The organism is Falsibacillus albus (assembly GCF_003668575.1).
Taxonomy (GTDB): Bacteria; Bacillota; Bacilli; order Bacillales; family DSM-25281; genus Falsibacillus; species Falsibacillus albus.
The window spans coordinates 368,942-385,435 of sequence record NZ_RCVZ01000002.1; the positions used below are offsets into that span (position 1 = coordinate 368,942).

Annotated in this window: 19 protein-coding genes; 1 reads left to right on the forward strand and 18 read right to left on the reverse strand. The window is 44.8% G+C overall.

The window, feature by feature from the left end; all coding sequences use genetic code 11:
* Nucleotides 1–37: 37 nt before the first annotated feature.
* From D9X91_RS04470 to D9X91_RS04530, 13 genes are all read right to left on the reverse strand, one after another.
* On the reverse strand, nt 38–1,000 hold the full coding sequence (locus tag D9X91_RS04470; RefSeq protein WP_121679363.1) for an NAD(P)H-dependent flavin oxidoreductase: 963 nt from the start codon (nt 998–1,000) through the stop codon (nt 38–40).
* A 33-nt stretch (nt 1,001–1,033) separates the two neighbouring features.
* The gene (gene paaX / locus D9X91_RS04475; protein ID WP_121679364.1) at nt 1,034–1,924 is read right to left on the reverse strand and encodes a phenylacetic acid degradation operon negative regulatory protein PaaX; all 891 of its coding nucleotides are present in this window, start codon (nt 1,922–1,924) and stop codon (nt 1,034–1,036) included.
* A 77-nt stretch (nt 1,925–2,001) separates the two neighbouring features.
* The gene (locus tag D9X91_RS04480; RefSeq protein ID WP_121679365.1) at nt 2,002–3,201 is read right to left on the reverse strand and encodes an acetyl-CoA C-acyltransferase; all 1,200 of its coding nucleotides are present in this window, start codon (nt 3,199–3,201) and stop codon (nt 2,002–2,004) included.
* A 16-nt stretch (nt 3,202–3,217) separates the two neighbouring features.
* Nucleotides 3,218–4,072 carry a 3-hydroxyacyl-CoA dehydrogenase gene (locus D9X91_RS04485; RefSeq protein WP_121679366.1) on the reverse strand — a complete coding sequence of 285 codons (855 nt, stop codon included), beginning with the start codon at nt 4,070–4,072 and terminating at the stop codon, nt 3,218–3,220.
* A 77-nt stretch (nt 4,073–4,149) separates the two neighbouring features.
* Nucleotides 4,150–4,923 (reverse strand): enoyl-CoA hydratase-related protein, encoded by a 774-nt coding sequence (locus D9X91_RS04490; protein ID WP_121679367.1) that lies wholly within the window; start codon nt 4,921–4,923, stop codon nt 4,150–4,152.
* Between the two features lie 12 nt (nt 4,924–4,935).
* On the reverse strand, nt 4,936–5,712 hold the full coding sequence (locus D9X91_RS04495) for an enoyl-CoA hydratase-related protein (protein WP_121679368.1): 777 nt from the start codon (nt 5,710–5,712) through the stop codon (nt 4,936–4,938).
* Complete coding sequence (locus D9X91_RS04500; protein WP_121679369.1) at nt 5,705–6,010, reverse strand: EthD family reductase; 306 nt, start codon at nt 6,008–6,010, stop codon at nt 5,705–5,707. Before D9X91_RS04500 ends, D9X91_RS04495 begins: the two co-directional genes overlap by 8 nt.
* 258 nt (nt 6,011–6,268) lie before the next feature.
* Nucleotides 6,269–6,769, reverse strand: coding sequence for a 1,2-phenylacetyl-CoA epoxidase subunit PaaD (gene paaD, locus D9X91_RS04505; protein ID WP_121679370.1), 501 nt, complete (start codon nt 6,767–6,769; stop codon nt 6,269–6,271).
* A 23-nt stretch (nt 6,770–6,792) separates the two neighbouring features.
* Nucleotides 6,793–7,653 (reverse strand): 1,2-phenylacetyl-CoA epoxidase subunit PaaC, encoded by an 861-nt coding sequence (gene paaC / locus D9X91_RS04510; protein WP_121679371.1) that lies wholly within the window; start codon nt 7,651–7,653, stop codon nt 6,793–6,795.
* A complete protein-coding gene (gene paaB / locus D9X91_RS04515) occupies nt 7,574–7,969 on the reverse strand; it encodes a 1,2-phenylacetyl-CoA epoxidase subunit PaaB (RefSeq protein ID WP_121679372.1) in 396 nt (131 codons plus the stop codon). Before paaB ends, paaC begins: the two co-directional genes overlap by 80 nt.
* An 11-nt stretch (nt 7,970–7,980) precedes the next feature.
* Nucleotides 7,981–8,946: a 1,2-phenylacetyl-CoA epoxidase subunit PaaA gene (gene paaA, locus D9X91_RS04520; protein ID WP_121679373.1), complete on the reverse strand. Its 966-nt coding sequence runs from the start codon at nt 8,944–8,946 to the stop codon at nt 7,981–7,983.
* 34 nt (nt 8,947–8,980) lie between these two features.
* Nucleotides 8,981–10,306 carry a phenylacetate--CoA ligase family protein gene (locus D9X91_RS04525; protein WP_121679374.1) on the reverse strand — a complete coding sequence of 442 codons (1,326 nt, stop codon included), beginning with the start codon at nt 10,304–10,306 and terminating at the stop codon, nt 8,981–8,983.
* 696 nt (nt 10,307–11,002) lie between these two features.
* Nucleotides 11,003–11,668, reverse strand: coding sequence for a DUF1287 domain-containing protein (locus D9X91_RS04530; RefSeq protein WP_121679375.1), 666 nt, complete (start codon nt 11,666–11,668; stop codon nt 11,003–11,005).
* Nucleotides 11,669–11,816: 148 nt separating this feature from the next.
* Between D9X91_RS04530 and D9X91_RS04535 the strand changes: the two genes are divergently transcribed.
* The gene (locus D9X91_RS04535; protein ID WP_121679376.1) at nt 11,817–12,203 is read left to right on the forward strand and encodes an SET domain-containing protein; all 387 of its coding nucleotides are present in this window, start codon (nt 11,817–11,819) and stop codon (nt 12,201–12,203) included.
* 39 nt (nt 12,204–12,242) lie between these two features.
* Here the strand turns inward: D9X91_RS04535 and D9X91_RS04540 are convergent, their stop codons facing one another.
* From D9X91_RS04540 to D9X91_RS04560, 5 genes are all read right to left on the reverse strand, one after another.
* Nucleotides 12,243–12,446 (reverse strand): hypothetical protein, encoded by a 204-nt coding sequence (locus D9X91_RS04540; RefSeq protein ID WP_121679377.1) that lies wholly within the window; start codon nt 12,444–12,446, stop codon nt 12,243–12,245.
* Nucleotides 12,447–12,530: 84 nt separating this feature from the next.
* A complete protein-coding gene (locus tag D9X91_RS04545) occupies nt 12,531–13,022 on the reverse strand; it encodes a GNAT family N-acetyltransferase (RefSeq protein ID WP_158598237.1) in 492 nt (163 codons plus the stop codon).
* Nucleotides 13,023–13,141: 119 nt separating this feature from the next.
* Nucleotides 13,142–14,518, reverse strand: a complete 1,377-nt coding sequence (locus D9X91_RS04550) for a DUF4179 domain-containing protein (RefSeq protein ID WP_121679379.1) — start codon at nt 14,516–14,518, stop codon at nt 13,142–13,144.
* The gene (locus tag D9X91_RS04555; protein ID WP_121679380.1) at nt 14,508–15,053 is read right to left on the reverse strand and encodes a sigma-70 family RNA polymerase sigma factor; all 546 of its coding nucleotides are present in this window, start codon (nt 15,051–15,053) and stop codon (nt 14,508–14,510) included. Before D9X91_RS04555 ends, D9X91_RS04550 begins: the two co-directional genes overlap by 11 nt.
* Before the next feature lie 162 nt (nt 15,054–15,215).
* A complete protein-coding gene (locus D9X91_RS04560; protein WP_121679381.1) occupies nt 15,216–16,478 on the reverse strand; it encodes an MDR family MFS transporter in 1,263 nt (420 codons plus the stop codon).
* Between the last annotated feature and the right edge of the window lie 16 nt (nt 16,479–16,494).

Consider the following 16,494-nt stretch of genomic DNA (forward strand, 5'->3'; position numbering starts at 1 on the left):
TCACAAAACGTCAATAATATTTCCAATTTTAAAAAAACTATAAACTCTCCGATTCTTTTATAGGCAAGAGTTTATTTAACTGCAGGTTATATTCCGTCATCATCCCTTCGATAAGTTCTTGCACCGTCGGAAGGCTGTGGATCAAGCCAGCGATTTGTCCGCTGTTCATGAACCCATTCTCTTCGTCCCCATTCAAGGCGCCTGCACAATGAAAGTCTTCGTCCGTCGCTTTATTGAATTCTTCAACACTAATATTCTGATTCTCTAATTCTCTTAAATTTTTCGCATAACTTCCTGCAAGAACCCTTCTAATTTTCCCTACCGACCTTCCGATAATCATCGTACTGGTATCATCCGCCCCCAGGACCCTTTTCTTATATTCATCAGAAAAAGGGGCATCTTGAGTGGCGATGAATCTCGTCCCCATTTGAACTCCCTGGGCGCCGAGTGCACAGACAGCCAGCAATCCCCTTCCATCGCCAATCCCGCCTGCAGCGGCTACTGGTTTATTTATGGCAGCAACCACCTGAGGGATCAAGGTCATGGTAGTCGATTCGTTCGGCGAATTGATCCCAGCAGCTTCATAGCCTTCTGCGACTATGATATCCGAGCCGGCATCTGCAGCCTTTACAGCGTGCTTTACCGTCCCCACTACAGTCATCACCTTTACCCCGAATTCATGAAAAATAGGGATTAATGGAGCCGGATTTCCCGCAGAAAGTGAAACAACTGGGACACGGTGCTTCAGGATCAAGGAAACCATTTCCTTCACATGGGCATTTACCATCATTGGAATATTGACGGCAAATGGATGCGTGGTAAGTTCCTTTGTCCTGATGATCAGTTCTTCCACCTTTTCAGGGGTCATCGTCCCTGCACCAATTGTCCCCAATCCACCTGCATTGGATACCGCTGCCGTCAACTGTGCGTTGCTGATATTCCCCATCCCCCCTTGTATGACGGGATATGATATACCCAATATATTCGTCAATTCATTCATACTGCTTCCCTCCTCGAGGCCCGTTTCATGAAGCTAGTCTTCTATAATAAGAGGATGCTGGAGAACATCATACTCTTTATCTTTTTTCTTCAACTCATTCCCGTCATCAAAAACATATTCAAAGAAAATGCTGGACGGTTCAGCCAATTCCCGATAATAATCGGCAAAGAGCGATGCCGCCTGACTGCCAAGCCACTTTTCAGGCAGAAGCTCTTGGGGAAGGCCTGGGTCGATGAATAAAAACTTCCTGTATTCATGGACAAGCTTGGTCCTCTCCACAAAGCAGTCTGCATCCGATATTTCTCCTTTTTGGATACGTTTCTGATCATGTTCGAACTTTTTGCTGTATTCATTGATGAATTGCTCATATTTCTCATTAATTTCAGCAATGTTCCAGCATTCCTCCACCAGCCTTCTGCTTTCATGAGGACCTTTATATTCGCTGATAAAGTAGTGCACATGATCATGGATATCGTATTTCTCCAAAAGGGCATAAACCTGCTTTGTCAAATCATTCGGTGAAAGCCAGCAGCTGTTTGAAATGGTGCCAAAACCGCTCCAAACCAATTCCTTGCGGAGTTCATCACGCACATTCCTTCTGTCTTCCGGGATGGAGTAGATCAACATCCGCCAATTTCCATCCCAGTCGTCCGGTTTCAATTTAAAAATCCGGTTGGCTGCCTCTTCCATCCGGTCGACTCCGATCGGCGACAGAAAATAGTAGCTTTTATTTCCTTCCTTTCGGGACTGAACCCATCCTTGCTTGTTCATCCGTGAAATCGCGGCCCTCACTGACTGCTCGTTATGGCCGAACTCCTTCAGCAGACGGATCAGGCTCCCGATCCAGATTTCACTGCCGTAATGGCGGATGTAATCACCGTATAATGTAAAAATCATTGATCTTGTATTTAGGCTGTTATTCATCTGTTTGTCTCACTACCCTTTTCACAATGTTGAAGTTGTACAAATTCTACCAGATTCAAACGCCTCCGACAATGACCCTATATATTTTCTACAATCGTTGCGATTCCCTGCCCGACACCGACGCACATGGTCGCCAATCCAAGCTCGGAATCCCTCCGCTTCATCTCGTGGATGAGTGTGGTCAATATCCTGGCGCCGCTTGCTCCCAATGGATGACCGAAAGCGATAGCCCCGCCATTTACATTCACCCGCTGAGGATCAATATCCAGCTCCTGCATACACGCCAATGATTGCGAAGCAAATGCTTCATTTAATTCAATTAAATCAAAGTTTCCAATTGATAGACCTTGTCTCATCATGGCTTTTTTCACAGCATGCACAGGACCCATCCCCATCACTTCGGGCTCTAATCCACTTACGGCTGAAAAACGGTATGCAGCCAGAGGCTTCAACCCTAATTCTTTTGCTTTCGATTCTCTCATCAACAAAAGGGCAGATGCCCCGTCATTCACACCAGATGCATTTCCTGCAGTGACCGTCCCACCTTCAAATATCGGACTTAAATTGGCCAATTTGTCCAGTGTTGTCATGGGACGTGGATGTTCATCCAATTTCACGGCAACAGGCTCCCTCTTATCATTACAGGTATGGACGGTTATCAGCTCCTGTGAAAAGGCATGATCTTCCATCGCTTTTTTCGCTTTCATCTGACTTTCAAAAGCGAATCGATCCTGCTCAGCCCGCGAAATTCGATACTTGGCCGCGACTTTCTCAGCTGTTTCCGGCATCGAATCGGTTCCATACATCGCCTGGATCCGTGGATTGATGAAGCGCCAGCCGATTGTCGTATCAAACATCTCCATGTTCCCACGCGGAAATTCCTTTTCGGGCTTTGCCATGACAAAAGGGGCGCGGGACATGCTCTCGGTACCGCCAGTAATAAAGATGTCCCCTTCACCGGCTTTGATTGCCCTTGCAGCATAATTGACCGCATCAAGTCCAGACCCGCATAAGCGATTGATGGTGGTGGCAGCAACTTCCACCGGCAGCCCAGCTAATAGAGCAGCCATACGCGCAACGTTTCGGTTGTCCTCCCCCGCCTGATTGGCATTTCCCAAAACAACTTCTTCTATTTCACTTGGTGGCAGAGACGGATTTCGTTCCAGGAGCGCTTTGATGACTGCAGCACCAAGATCATCCGGCCTGACCTTTTTCAGACTCCCTTTATAGCGTCCAATCGGTGTCCTGACCGCATCTACAATGACGACCTTCTCCATTTCCTTCACCTTCTTTCTAGAGATTTGAGGGGTATTCGTATACTCCTTTACCTGTCTTCCGGCCAAGGCGGCCAGCTTTGACGTATTTCACAAGAAGCGGTGCCGGACGGTATTTTTCCCCAAGCGTTTTATGCAAATATTCCAGGTTATTGAGCCGGGTATCGAGTCCGACCAGATCCCCCAGCTCAAAAGGTCCCATCGGGTAATTCAGCCCAAGCTTGATCGCTTTATCAATTTCTTCTGCAGTACCAACGCCCTCCTGAAGCATGTAAAAAGCTTCATTGCCGACTAAGGCACTGATCCTGCTCGTCACGAATCCTGGGAACTCATTGACAACTACCGTTTGCTTTCCCATTTGTTCTGCCGTTTCTTTCACGATTTGGACGCATTCACCACTTGTTTCCAACCCTTTAATAATTTCTACCAAAGGCATCTTATGTACAGGGTTGAAGAAATGCATCGCAATGACTTTATCCGGACGTTTCGTAAAGGAGCCGATTTCTGTCGGACTCATCGTCGACGTGTTGGATGCCAAAATACAGGCTTCTTTCGTCAAGTGATCGAGTTTCTCGAAAACATCCCTTTTGATCTCCAACTTTTCTGGAACGGCTTCGATGACCAAATCCGCTGTATGGACTGCTTCTTCCAAATCATTCATAAAGCGGAGGCGGTTCAATGCATCCTTCATATTGGACTCCGTGATTTTCCCCCTCTCCACACCTTTTTGGAAAATCGCGCCGATCTCCTTTTCCGCGTTTGCAAGGGAATCATTTTGGACATCGAAAAGGTGGACGTGAAATCCCCCGATAGATGCAGCATATGCTATCCCGCGTCCCATTACGCCGGATCCGATGATTGAAATTTGTTTCATCGCCATTCCTCCTTTACGTGGAAATGGCCCAAAAAATATGAGTTGTTTTTTGAGCCCATTTCTATTATCTTTTTTCACTAATTCCCTTTAAAGACAGGTTTTCTTTTTTCCATGAAAGCTTTGAGCCCTTCCTGGTGGTCCTCGGATTGACCGGCGATCTTTTGGGCATAAGCTTCTTTTTCAAGCATTTCATGAAGTTCGGTATCCCAGCTTTGATAAAGATAGCGTTTGATCAATCCAATCGCCTTCGTTGGCATGGATGACAGCTTTTCTGCAAAACGCTCAACTTCATCTTCCCATGTCGCTGCAGGAAAGAGCTTTGTAACAAGCCCCAGTTCAAGCGCTTTGTCAGCCTTGACCTTTTCTCCCAACACCGCAAGTTCCAATGCCTTTGCATGGCCAACGAGCCTTGGAAGATAAAATAGATTCCCTGAATCCGGAATCAGTCCGACATGGATAAAGGCTTCCAGGAAACTTGCATTCTCTGACGCTATTCTGAAATCACATGCAAGCGCCAAGCTAAAGCCTGCACCGGCTGCAACGCCGTTGATGGCTCCGATAATCGGCTTTTCGAGATTGGCCATTTGCTGAATCATCGGATTGTATCCTTTTCGCAGTACGTCGCCGAGGTCCATATCGTGGTTCACATCTCCCAAATCCTGCCCCGAGCAAAAGGCTCTTCCTTCCCCTGTCAACACGACCGCCCTTACGTTGTCGTTTTTCGAGATTTGTTTAAAAGCATTCAACAGCTCGTGATTCATTTGCATTGTGAATGCATTCAGCTTATCCGGCCGGTTCAACGTGACCCAAGCAATGTGATTTCTTTCTTCATATAGTATCGTTTCAAACATGTTCCTTCCCCCTTATCGTCCCCGAAAGTGAGGTTTGCGTTTTTCAATGAATGCCTTCATGCCTTCTTTTTGATCTTCGGATGAAAACAGAAGATAAAAATTTTTCCGCTCATATTGCATCCCTTCATACAAGGAATAATCCACGGCCTTATTGACCGAATCCTTGATGAGCCTTAAAGACAAAGGTGCTTTCGATGCAAGCTTCATCGCATATTTCTTCGCTTCATCCACAAGCAGCTCAGGCGCGACCAGCCGATTGACGACTCCTAGCTCTTTTGCCTCCTTGGCCGTTCTCATTTCACCGTCCCAAATCCACTCGAGGGCGCGTGTTCTGCCAATGAGCTTTGTCAGCCTTTGCGTCCCCCCTGCCCCCGGCATGACGCCGAGATTCACTTCAGGAAATCCGAATTTCGCGTCTTCTGCCGCAAATAAGATGTCACATGACAGTGCAAGTTCGAACCCGCCTCCAAGGGCAAAACCGTGAACTGCACCGATGATCGGCTTTTTTACTTTGCTTAATCGGTCCCAATCGGAAAATTGATTCAACAGCTCGAAATCGATGGTACTCTCGTTTGCCATTTCATCGATATCGGCCCCGGCAGCAAATGCCCTTCCACCACCATACAAGACGATGGCGCGGACATCGTCGCAGTTGTCAAAATGCTCAAAGGCAGAAACAAGTTCACCGACCATCTCCCGGCTGATGGCATTCAGCACCTTTGGGCGATTTAATTGAACCATGCCAAGAGGGCCTTCAACCGATATGAGTATGTGGCTGAAATTATCCATGAGTCTCCTCACCGAACATGAATGTGACAAGATTTCCTGCGAACTTCATGACATCCTTGCCTGATGCTTTCGATTCCTCCGTTTTGGACGCTTCTTTGAACGCCTGTTTGTTCTCATAATACATTTCACACATTAGATAGTAAGGGCTCTCTCCCATTGGGGAGCCAGTGAATTTTGTCACTTCCACCCGTTGAAGTCCTGGAATTTTCTCTGTCAAAGGAATGTGCGTATTGAAATAGTACTCATCAAATTTCTCTGTATCCTCTGGTTTCTTGAATAAAGCGATCATTTTAAACATGTTTTTTCCTCCTTGGTTTCACTTTTTTGTTTTTTCTTTGGCTCTTTTCGTAAAGTTTTTTGCTATTCATCAAAGGTTGTGTAAGGGTTGATTTCCGCTGCAGGGGCTCACCCTACCCGCTGATCCCTCCGGAGCCTCACATCTTCCGCTCCAATCAACATCTAAGGATGAAAGATTTACAATATGTCCATTTTATAAACAGCAACCCATGAGAAAACACCATTACCAAAATCAAAGCTTAATTTCTACGCGTACGGATTACATCAGTGTTGATATCGGCTTCATTGCCTCGAATGGGTTTTTGCATGCTTTGCAATACAAGATGCTTCGGCAGGCAGTCGGACCGAAAAGATTTTCCATCGTTGTGTACGCTGAAGCGCAGTATGGACAATTCACCTTCCACATTCCATCCCCTTCCGCATCATATTCCGGTGGGGGGGCGATCCCGAATTCCTTCAGTTTTTCCCTTCCTGCTTCACTGATACGGTCTGATGTCCACGGAACGGAATAGCTGAATTCCACTGCAACAAAGCCCACTTCATCGATTTCCTTGACTGCGCTCAAAATATTTTTCTTGATGATTTCAAGTGCAGGACAACCCATGAATGTAGGGAGGACTTCAATCCTTACGTCGTTTCCAGTGAGCTCGATTCTTTCGAGCATCCCCAGTTCGATCATACTGACAGAATCAATTTCAGGATCCTTGACCTGCTGCAGTTTCTCCATGATTTTCTGATGCAGGACGTCAATCCCTTCCATGACGATTCCTCCTTTCGCTGTCTTCACCAAACCGCTTCCGTATCAAGGCGATACACCTCGCCAAGGGTATCTAGCGCTTGCTCAAGGTCATCTGTATGAATTCCTTGCCGGCCGCTTCCACTTTTCATGGCGCATCCACCTGGAAAGGTTAGATCGATGGATTCGAATACTTGCTTCATATGAACCTTCCATTTTTCCGTGAAGCTTTCTTCATCCATTAAGAGTCCATGCCGGCTCATTTCACTTGAAAGCGGCCCGTAGCTTAGAACATCGGCAAATTCCCCCCATACCTTTTCAATGGCGTCAAGCATCCGGTTCCTGCCTTCCCCTTCACTCATCGAGAGCTGCTGGAACCATACCTTCCAATGCATGACGTGGTAATATTGCTCCATGTTGATCTTCACGGCTGCTTCCGCCAATGGCCGGTAGGATGAGAGTTTAAGAGATTCGAGCTTCAATTTTTTATACACATCATAGAAGTAGTGGCGAACCACCGTGAATGCCCAGTCATATCTGGGCTCTTCCAAATAGGTGCCGCTTCCGTTGACGAGCTCGTTCAGCACGGCATTGCGGCGATCGACGCTTTTTCTGGCATGGGCAAGATCGTCTGCTTTTCCTTCCCCTAATTCCTCCAAAAGCCCGTAGTACATGGCTGCATGCCCCATCGTGTCTTGATTGATGGAAGAAAACGCGACATCCTCTTCGATATGAGGGGCCAGACCGAGCCACTCCGCCCCTCTATATGCATGAAAAAAGTCATCATCCGCAAGCTGGTACAACAGCTCCACCAGCGCTTTTTTATACTCAGGATTTTGAAGGGCTTGCTCCGCTGTTTCGATGTTTTTCACTTTTTGACTCCCCCCATGACAAAATTTCTTTTTCATCGAGCATTTGCTGCTCGTACTGTCTCCATTTTTTCTTTAAATAACCATATCCCTTTGCGGTTCGATATTCCTTATTATCGAGTCGCTGCAGGCTTGCTTTCTCCTCCGGCTGCATCATCCGGATATCTTCGCGCCTGACCACCCAAATATCGACGACCGGCTCACGGCGCATGAAGTTTTCCTGGGCCATGACGAATGCCATTTCTCTATTAGGTGCCAAAAGGCTGAATTGATGTTGGAAGTTCGCGGCTGGCGTCCTTTTACTGAACACTTCAAACACTTGGTAAAATTGATCAATCTGCTTTTCCCGGCTCATCTAATCCCCCCTTACATCACTTGGCTGCTTTTGCTTAAAGCTTCGCGGACCCAGCGATTGTTTTCATGTGCAGTCCTTCTTAAATCAAGCCGGTTCTGCGATTTAGGACCGTTGCCTGAAATGATTCTTTTGAATTCGTTCCAATCCGGCTGCTGATATATCCATTCTTCCGTTTCTTCATCATATTTCATCGTTGGATCAGGAATCGTCAAACCAAGTGACAAGATCCTAGGTACATATTTGGAGAAAAAATCCTGCCTGAGCTCCTCATTTGTCTTGCTTCTGATTTTGTATTTGATGGTGATATCCTGCTTGGAAGATCCAGTGGTACTGGCAGTGGCTGGACCAAAGAACATGAGAAGGGACGGCCACCATCGGTTCACCGCATCCTGGACCATATCGCGCTGCTCCTTTGTCCCTTCTGCCAGCGCCATGATGATCGCTTCACCGTGCTGGGCATGAAAGACCTCTTCTGCACATATCCGCTGCAAGGCGCGGGCATATGGACCGTAAGAAGCTTGGAGCATATTGGTCTGCGTCATGATGGCAGCTCCATCCACAAGCCATCCGATCAGGCCGGCATCCCCCCATGTAGGGGCTTCCATATGAAAGACATTGTGGAATTTCAACCGACCTGTCAGCAAATCCTCCATCAGATCCTCCCTGGTCTTTCCTAGTGGCTTCATCAGATCTTCTGTCACTCGAAGGAGCAGCTGTCCATGTCCCATTTCATCTTGCACTTTTGCCATAATCCCCAGCTTTCTCCGTAGCGTCGGGGCTTTCGGGACCCATTCCTTTTCAGGGAGGGCACCCATGATTTCACTGATGCCGTGCATCGAGATCAGCTTGATCAGCGCCATCCGATACTCATTGGGCATCCAGTCATCCGCTTCGATTTTTTCTCCCGATTCAATCTTTTCCATAAACAGATGGAGGTTTTCTTCTTCTGTCAGTTTGTCAAATTCAAGTAAGGACATACTTTTTCACCTCTGTATATTTTCTGACTGCTGCTTAATGTAGCTGCTTTTCTATTCGTTTATCAACAACTCTGACCGCTTTTCCTTGAGAACGTTCGATCCCTTTTGGCGGGTGGACCTTGACATCGACCGTAATCAAACAAAACGATTTTATTCTCTCCTTGATTTCTGACTGAAGTGATATGAGCGATGGATGATTGTGGTCATTTGAAGTTAAGTGACTAAGCTCCTCTGTCATTTCTACGTGAAGTTCAACTTCGTCCAATGAGGTTTTTCTATGAAGGTGTAGTTGATAATGCGGTACAAGTTCCGGAATTTGAAGAAGGTGGTGCTCGATCTCAGATGGAAAAACGTTTACTCCCCTGACAATGATCATGTCATCGATACGTCCCTTCACCCTTCCCATCCTTGTGGTGGTCCTGCCGCATCTGCACGTCTCCCTGGTGATGGAGCTGATGTCTCCGGTGCGGTACCGGATAATTGGAAGCGCTTCCTTTTTTAAGCTCGTAAAAACAAGTTCCCCGTCTTCGCCGTCCGGGACAGGCTCAAGTGTGTAAGGATCGATGACTTCCACAAGGAAATGATCCTCAGCGACGTGCAGTCCGCTTTGTGCTTCGTGACACTCCATGGAAACACCAGGACCAATGACTTCGCTCAGTCCATAAATATCGCAGGCTTTTATCCCGAATGCCGCCTCCAGCGTTTTTCTCATTTCCTCCGACCATGGCTCCGCTCCGAATATCCCATATTTCAAAGATGTTTTTGAAGGATCGATTCCCCTTTCGACCATCCTTTCAGCAATGTTCAAAGCATAAGAGGGGGTAGAACAAATCAAAGCAGGTTTAAAATCCTGAATGATTTCAATTTGGCGATCCGTATTACCGCCTGATACCGGAACAACCGTTGTTCCAAGCTCCTCGCCGCCATAATGCAGCCCGAGACCACCTGTAAATAAGCCGTAGCCGTAGGCATTGTGCAAGATGTCGCCAGGCTTGCCGCCAGCAGTCGCAATGGCTCGAGCGACAATCTCCGTCCAACTTTGAATATCCCTTTTTGTATACCCCACAACCGTAGATTTCCCGCTGGTTCCCGATGAAGCATGGAGACGGACAATCTCATCCTGAGGAACGGCAAAAAGACCGAACGGATAGTGGCCCCTTAAATCCTTTTTCGTCGTAAATGGAAGCTTGCGCACATCATCCAGTGTTTGAATATCTTCTGAATCGAGGCCAAGCTCATGCAGCTTTTCTTGATAAAATTTCACATTTTTCTGCACATGCTGAATCGTGTTCTGCAGATTCTTCAGCTGCTCCTCTTCAATCATCTCCCTAGCTTTCGTTTCGATTTGGTGAAGTATCAAGTCATGCTCCCCCTTTGCTCACATACCCAATAGTATGACGAAAAATATTCGGTTGCATAAAATAGTGTTATATTTAGACCTAGAATACTTTTTATTTTCACATCTGTCAATGATAATTCTGAAAATTCAATTAGATATCAAGCAGTATATTGGCTGATGCGGCAAGGTTGATAAGTGATTATGAAAAAGATTTCTTTCTTTGCGGCTGGATTACTTTTGACATATCTTGCTCTAGATTTTTCTTTCATCATCTCGCTACGTTTTGAAGCTCCTTGTCGATTGGCTGATTTATGATTTAAATTGATTGATATAATGAAAATTTGATTGATGCCCTTCACAATAAATAAAAAAACCGATTCGGCATTCGATTCGGTTTTTCACTGTCCTTCTATTAAATTTGGGACTGTTTCGTAAGCTTGTTGATTCATCAAGAGTTGAGCATGGTTGATTTCCACGGACGGGTTCTCGCTTTCCAAGGGGCCTCACAGGAAGTGAGGTCGTTCGATGTTGGCACACGAGGTGTCAAACTTAATCCAACATCCGCCTTATAGCCTCCGTGGTCTCATCTAACCCGCTGATCTTTCCGGAGTCTCGCACTTTCTGCAACATTCATCAAAATATGATGAATTTATATCAGAAAAATTGTTAAAACACCAATCTTTGAGAAAACGGTCTAATTTAATACTTCCTGCAAAACTATTCCAAAATCCTCGCTACATCATGCGGGATCCATTTTTTCCGTTTGTGTTCCTGCACGAATACGAGCTTTGGATGCGCCTCCACTTCATCGTAGGTGCCGTCATCATGTACACCGACGACAAGCGTCGAGTGATACCTTCCATAAAAGACAATATCTCCTATTTTGGGCTCTTCCGCTTTTTGAACGAGCATTCCATTGCCTTTGGCGAAGTCATAGACGTTTCTGACCCTGCGGAAAAAATATGGTGTATCAGGCGTATTTGAACCGCCTGCTGTTTCATAGTGTTCGGGATGCTCTTCATAGTCCGATTCGAGCATATCGGCCAAAGAAATGCCTGCTTGTCCATATGCGATTCGAGGCACATCGATGCAGACAATGAATCCCATTTTTCCGCCCGTATTGTTGATGCTGCCCTTTAATGGATCGTATAGGGTACCTGCCAGCTTCACCCCGTTTGCAGAAATTTCCTTTATGTTTGATACCCCATTTCCATTTGCATCACCGCTGCTTGTAACACGGTAATCTTTTTTCATTTTTGCACTTGCTGCCGAAGTGTACATACTCCCATGGTATCCTCTGAAATAATAGAGATAGCCAGTCAGCAAGACAAGAAGAACTGCTATTCCAATGACCAAGATTGATAGTTTTTTTATGACTTTCATCGACACCCAACTTCCTTTATGATTGAAAATATTTCAATATATTTTTACTCTGAAGAATCTCCTAATAGAAAACAGTTGCTTTCCTACTGCGCAACTGTCAAGCTTATAAGGTAGTGAAAGACAATAAATGAATGCGCAGGTGTTGTAGATGATCGAAGTTAAAACTTCCACCCTCAGTGATGGGGATTTAAATAGAGGTGTGTTTGCCACCCGTGATATAGCAAAAGGCGAACTCATCCATGAGGCGCCGGTCCTCCCATACCCGAATGATGAACATCATCATATCGAAAAGACCAGGCTCGCGGACTATGCATTTGAATACGGAAAGAACCATTCGGCCATCCTGCTAGGATATGGGATGCTCTTCAACCATTCCTATACGCCGAACGCCACTTATGAAATCAATTTTGACAACCATACATTTAATTTCTTTGCCTACAAGGATATTAAAGCCGGCGAAGAAGTGTTGATCAATTATAATGGCGATGTCGATGATACCGATCCACTTTGGTTCAACGACGGAAGCGAGAAATAAATTTTCACCACCGGATGGAGCAGCGGCTCTATCCGGTTTTTATTTTTTGAAAGCAGTTAAAAGTCCATAAATGAAGACTATCGCAATGAAAATATAAACCGTCGGGGGAATCTGGTATGCCCAGCCACTTTGCCACTCGTGGCTGAGTTCATCAAGCCGGTACGAAACTTTTGCCAGCATCAGAACGATGGCAAAGTTTAATAAAGAACATCCCACTAATAAGATTCCCATACTTCTATTCAAGGGGTTTCCTCCTCATTTGTTGCCTCCCGCAAATACCAATTTCATCCATTTTTTTAATAAAATTTCTTCAATTTTCATTCTCGGCTAAAGCGATTTCAGAAACTTTGTATGTTCTCGGTTTTTCCCGATTTTTCCAAAGCCTGCTTGCAAATAAAAGTCATTCAGCTTGCGATTTCCTGCCACACAATCGAGCCTCAGCTGTGTCCACCCTTTGTTTTTTAAATAATCTTCAATCCATTTTATAATCTCTTTTCCAATTCCTTGCCCAACCAAAGTCCGGTCAACAGCAAGCCTATGAAGATAAACTGCAGGAATCTTTGATTGCCCCCAAATGTAACGGTCCCATTCCCCCTGTGATTCATACAGTGTGAATGATGCTATCAGTCGTCCATCCCTCTTGACGGAATAAGTCTGATTTTGCTCAATTGATTCCTTGATTTCCTGGTCTTCACCACCGTTCAGAAGGAAGCCCCATTGGTCGATTTCTTTATCCTTTAACCAGCTTGCAGTCTCTTTTAATAGAAATAGAATTTCTTTTTCCTCTTCCATGTGAGTGTGATTAATTTGATATTCCACTCTCATCCCTCTTTATATGATGTTTGATTTTTGAACAATTGGAAAATTTTATATTTTTATCGTATCATATCTTGCTGCATGAAAAAATCCTATTTCTCGAGGAAATAGGATCAATAAAATTATTGTTCAGGAATTTCGATGCTAATCGGCTCGAGATCCTTATCTCTAATAAAACTGTAAAAATTAAACTGGAGCATTGTATTTTCTAACTTGAATCCATCCATTTTTTCGTCTCCTGCCAACGGAAAGGTGGACTGGAAATGGTATGAGCTTTTATCCAAAAGTTGGACGTGATTCTTACTTATGCTGTGGTTTTCAAGCGGAACCGGATTGGCCAAATCAATTTTGTCGAGATATCCCTTGTCGATCAGCATAAATTCGTATTGCAAATTATTCTTCAATTCTGTGAAGTTATATCCCTCAGGTGGATTTTGGAAATTGTAATCGATGACTACTGAATTTCCTTGGTGTTTCACGCTATTCACCTTTAGCCCCATATCGGTCCGCCCGCTTTCCAATGTGAAGGAATGGTCGCTCAAAGAATGTGAAACAGCCGGATCCGCAACTGATAAGATTGGTTTAATGGTCAGTTCTTTATTTCCGTCCAACTTTTCAAACACTGCCTTTTTCACAGTATGATAACCATCAGGAGCCTTTTTTTGTCTTAAGATAAAATCATTCACCGCACTGCTCGTACTGATTCTATCTCCTTTATTCTTCGTCACAACTTCATACGTTAACGAAGAATAGGCCTTCCCGATTCTTAATTCTTTCATATCGATTTTGACTCCATCCGTTTCATCGTTTTTCGACTCGCTCAACGCAACCGTTCTGTAGTTCTTTTGCTCTACTGGGATATTGAACTTCCAGTCACCTTTAATCCCATTGATATCATGAATGGTCACCGGCAATGTGAAATCATCATTTATGGTTTCATATGGATAGTAGAGTTTCCATTGAAAATCATAGCCTTTCCCTTTTTTCCTTATGTCTTTTACCATTCCATTCAGCCATGGATCGTTATCGCCCTTTCCATCTTCAACATTGAGATCGAAGCTTAATTCACCCTTTTCATTCATTCCCTTTTTAAGATCACCGCTTACATGCCCAATGACGGAGATGACATTTCCATCAAAATAAGCACTGCTCAACTTTACGGTAATCCCATTTCTTGTCAGCGATTTGTTCAGCTCCTTGACTGCATGCTGCTGTGTCAATTGCATTCCCATCGTGTCCCCGAATTCCTGATAGATTTTCCCGATCAGCGGCGCCTCTGCCAATACATGGTTCATATTAGGATTGATAAATCCCGATGCTAACGTCAAGCCTGCCACAGCTGCCGCCGTCATCGAACTCACAAGTATATTTCTTTTTCTATTAAAAGGTTTAACGTTGTGTCCATTAGCCTGTTTAATCCCATGTTCCATTGCTTCGAAAATTTTATCCTTTGGTGCGTATATGCGATTGATTGCTCCTTTGCATTCCTTATGATCCATAGCAAAATTCCTCCCGTGAGAGTATTTTTTTCAATTCACTTTTTCCCCTGCTTAAATGCGTCTTGACTGTTCCTTCGGGAATGTCCATCATTTTACTGATTGTTTTGATCGAGTAATCATGATAGTAAAATAAGATGATGGCTGTTTTATAGGAATCTTTTAAGGTTGATATGGCTTCGAGCAGGACCATGGATTCTTCTTTGCCCGCCTGCTGAGACACATTGTGATACGATTCTATCATCTCCTCACAGATCGGAACGATGTCTTTCCTTTTGTCTATAAGTTTTGCCGCACAGCGGATAATGATCCGGGTAAACCAGGTCATAAAAAATTCCGGAGTCCTTAATGACTTAATTTGGATCAGTGCCTGGCATGTTGCTTCCTGCACAACGTCCAGGGCGTCCCCTTCATTCCTTGTATAAATGAAAGCTGTTCGATAGATTTGCTGATAGTGGTGCTTAATTAACACTTCAAATGCCTTGTTATTGCCTTTTATCGCTTTTTTCACTAACGCTTTATATTTCTTTTCTTTCATCCATCGGCAACTCCTTTCTGCCTATTAGTGCAGGAAAAAGTTTGGAAAGTTTCAAGTTTTTATAACTAATTAAAAAAACTTGAATCAATTACGGATTTGATTCAAGCTTTCCCTTTCCATTATTAAACTTATATTAACATATTTAGACAACGTCAAAGGCTATTATTTCCCTACAGCCGACTGTATATGAATAGACTTCCTCTCTCCCAGCCTGAGAGCCAAATTGGAGAAAAAGATTCCGAGCAGGACAAGGAAAAGGTAACCTCCGGCCATGTTCAAACCACCGATGATGTTACCGACAATGAGACCAAGGGCACCCAGCATCTTGCCGATTTGAAAAACGAGGCCATTCATCGCCATGTAGGCACCACGCTGTGAACCATCGATAATATCGGCAAGGAGTGATTGCCTTGTCGGTACATACAGCAATTCGCCGATCGTCAGGACGATGACAGCCAGCAATAAAAGGATGATTTGGTTGCTGAACGCCATGATGGCATATCCTGTGCCAAATAGTACGAATCCGGCGTACATGATTTTTCGCTCATTCCTCCCCTTGATCCACTTTGCAGCAAGGCTCGTGAATAACACAATCATCAGTGTATTGACGACCGTCAGCATGCTCAACAGCTTGATGCCATCCAATTGTAGGGATATCAGGTGAAAAGCATGATAGGTTTCGGGAACGATTTCTTTTTCCAGCCTGACTGAAATAAAGTTGTTCCGCTGAAATTCAAGTGCAAGGATACTGAACCCGCCGATCGTAAAAGCAATAAACGGCCAATCCTTCATCACCAGACCATAACTTTGGAATAGTGGTTTCAAGCCATATTCTTTCCTTGCCGTTTTTTTCCCTTTGTAAGTTTCCGTGATTCTCGATGCCGTAAGCCAGAATGTGAAAACGCTCATCGCAGTCAAGACAGCCAATAGTTCAAAAAAATAGTCTTCGAAGAACCAGCCTCCGAACATCAGCCCCAGCATGATGGACATGTTGACGGCCCAATAGTTGACCGAGTACATAAACGCCCTCGTTTCCTTCGTGCTGACGTCGATGAGCATTGCTTCCGCAGCCGGATTTACCAATCCCCCTGAAACACCTATTAACAGCATCATCAAAAACGTGGCCCAAGGAGATTCAAACCAAGGAGAGTTTACCAACAGCATGCCAGCGAAAGCCCCTGCCTTCATCAACTCCCCTGCTACCATCAGCTTCTTGCGTCCGATGATATCTGCCAGGAATCCTCCGTACAGCCCTGCCACAAACTGGATTGCTACCTGTATCAACACTAGAATCCCTGCTACCGTGGGATTTATATGTTTGGTAAAATAAATGGCCATGAATGGGAATACAGAAGATCCGACCACTCGGCTTAAAAATGAAGTATAAATGCGCATTCGTATATTCGGGTGCAATGATTTAAACATTATACCGCCTCCTTTT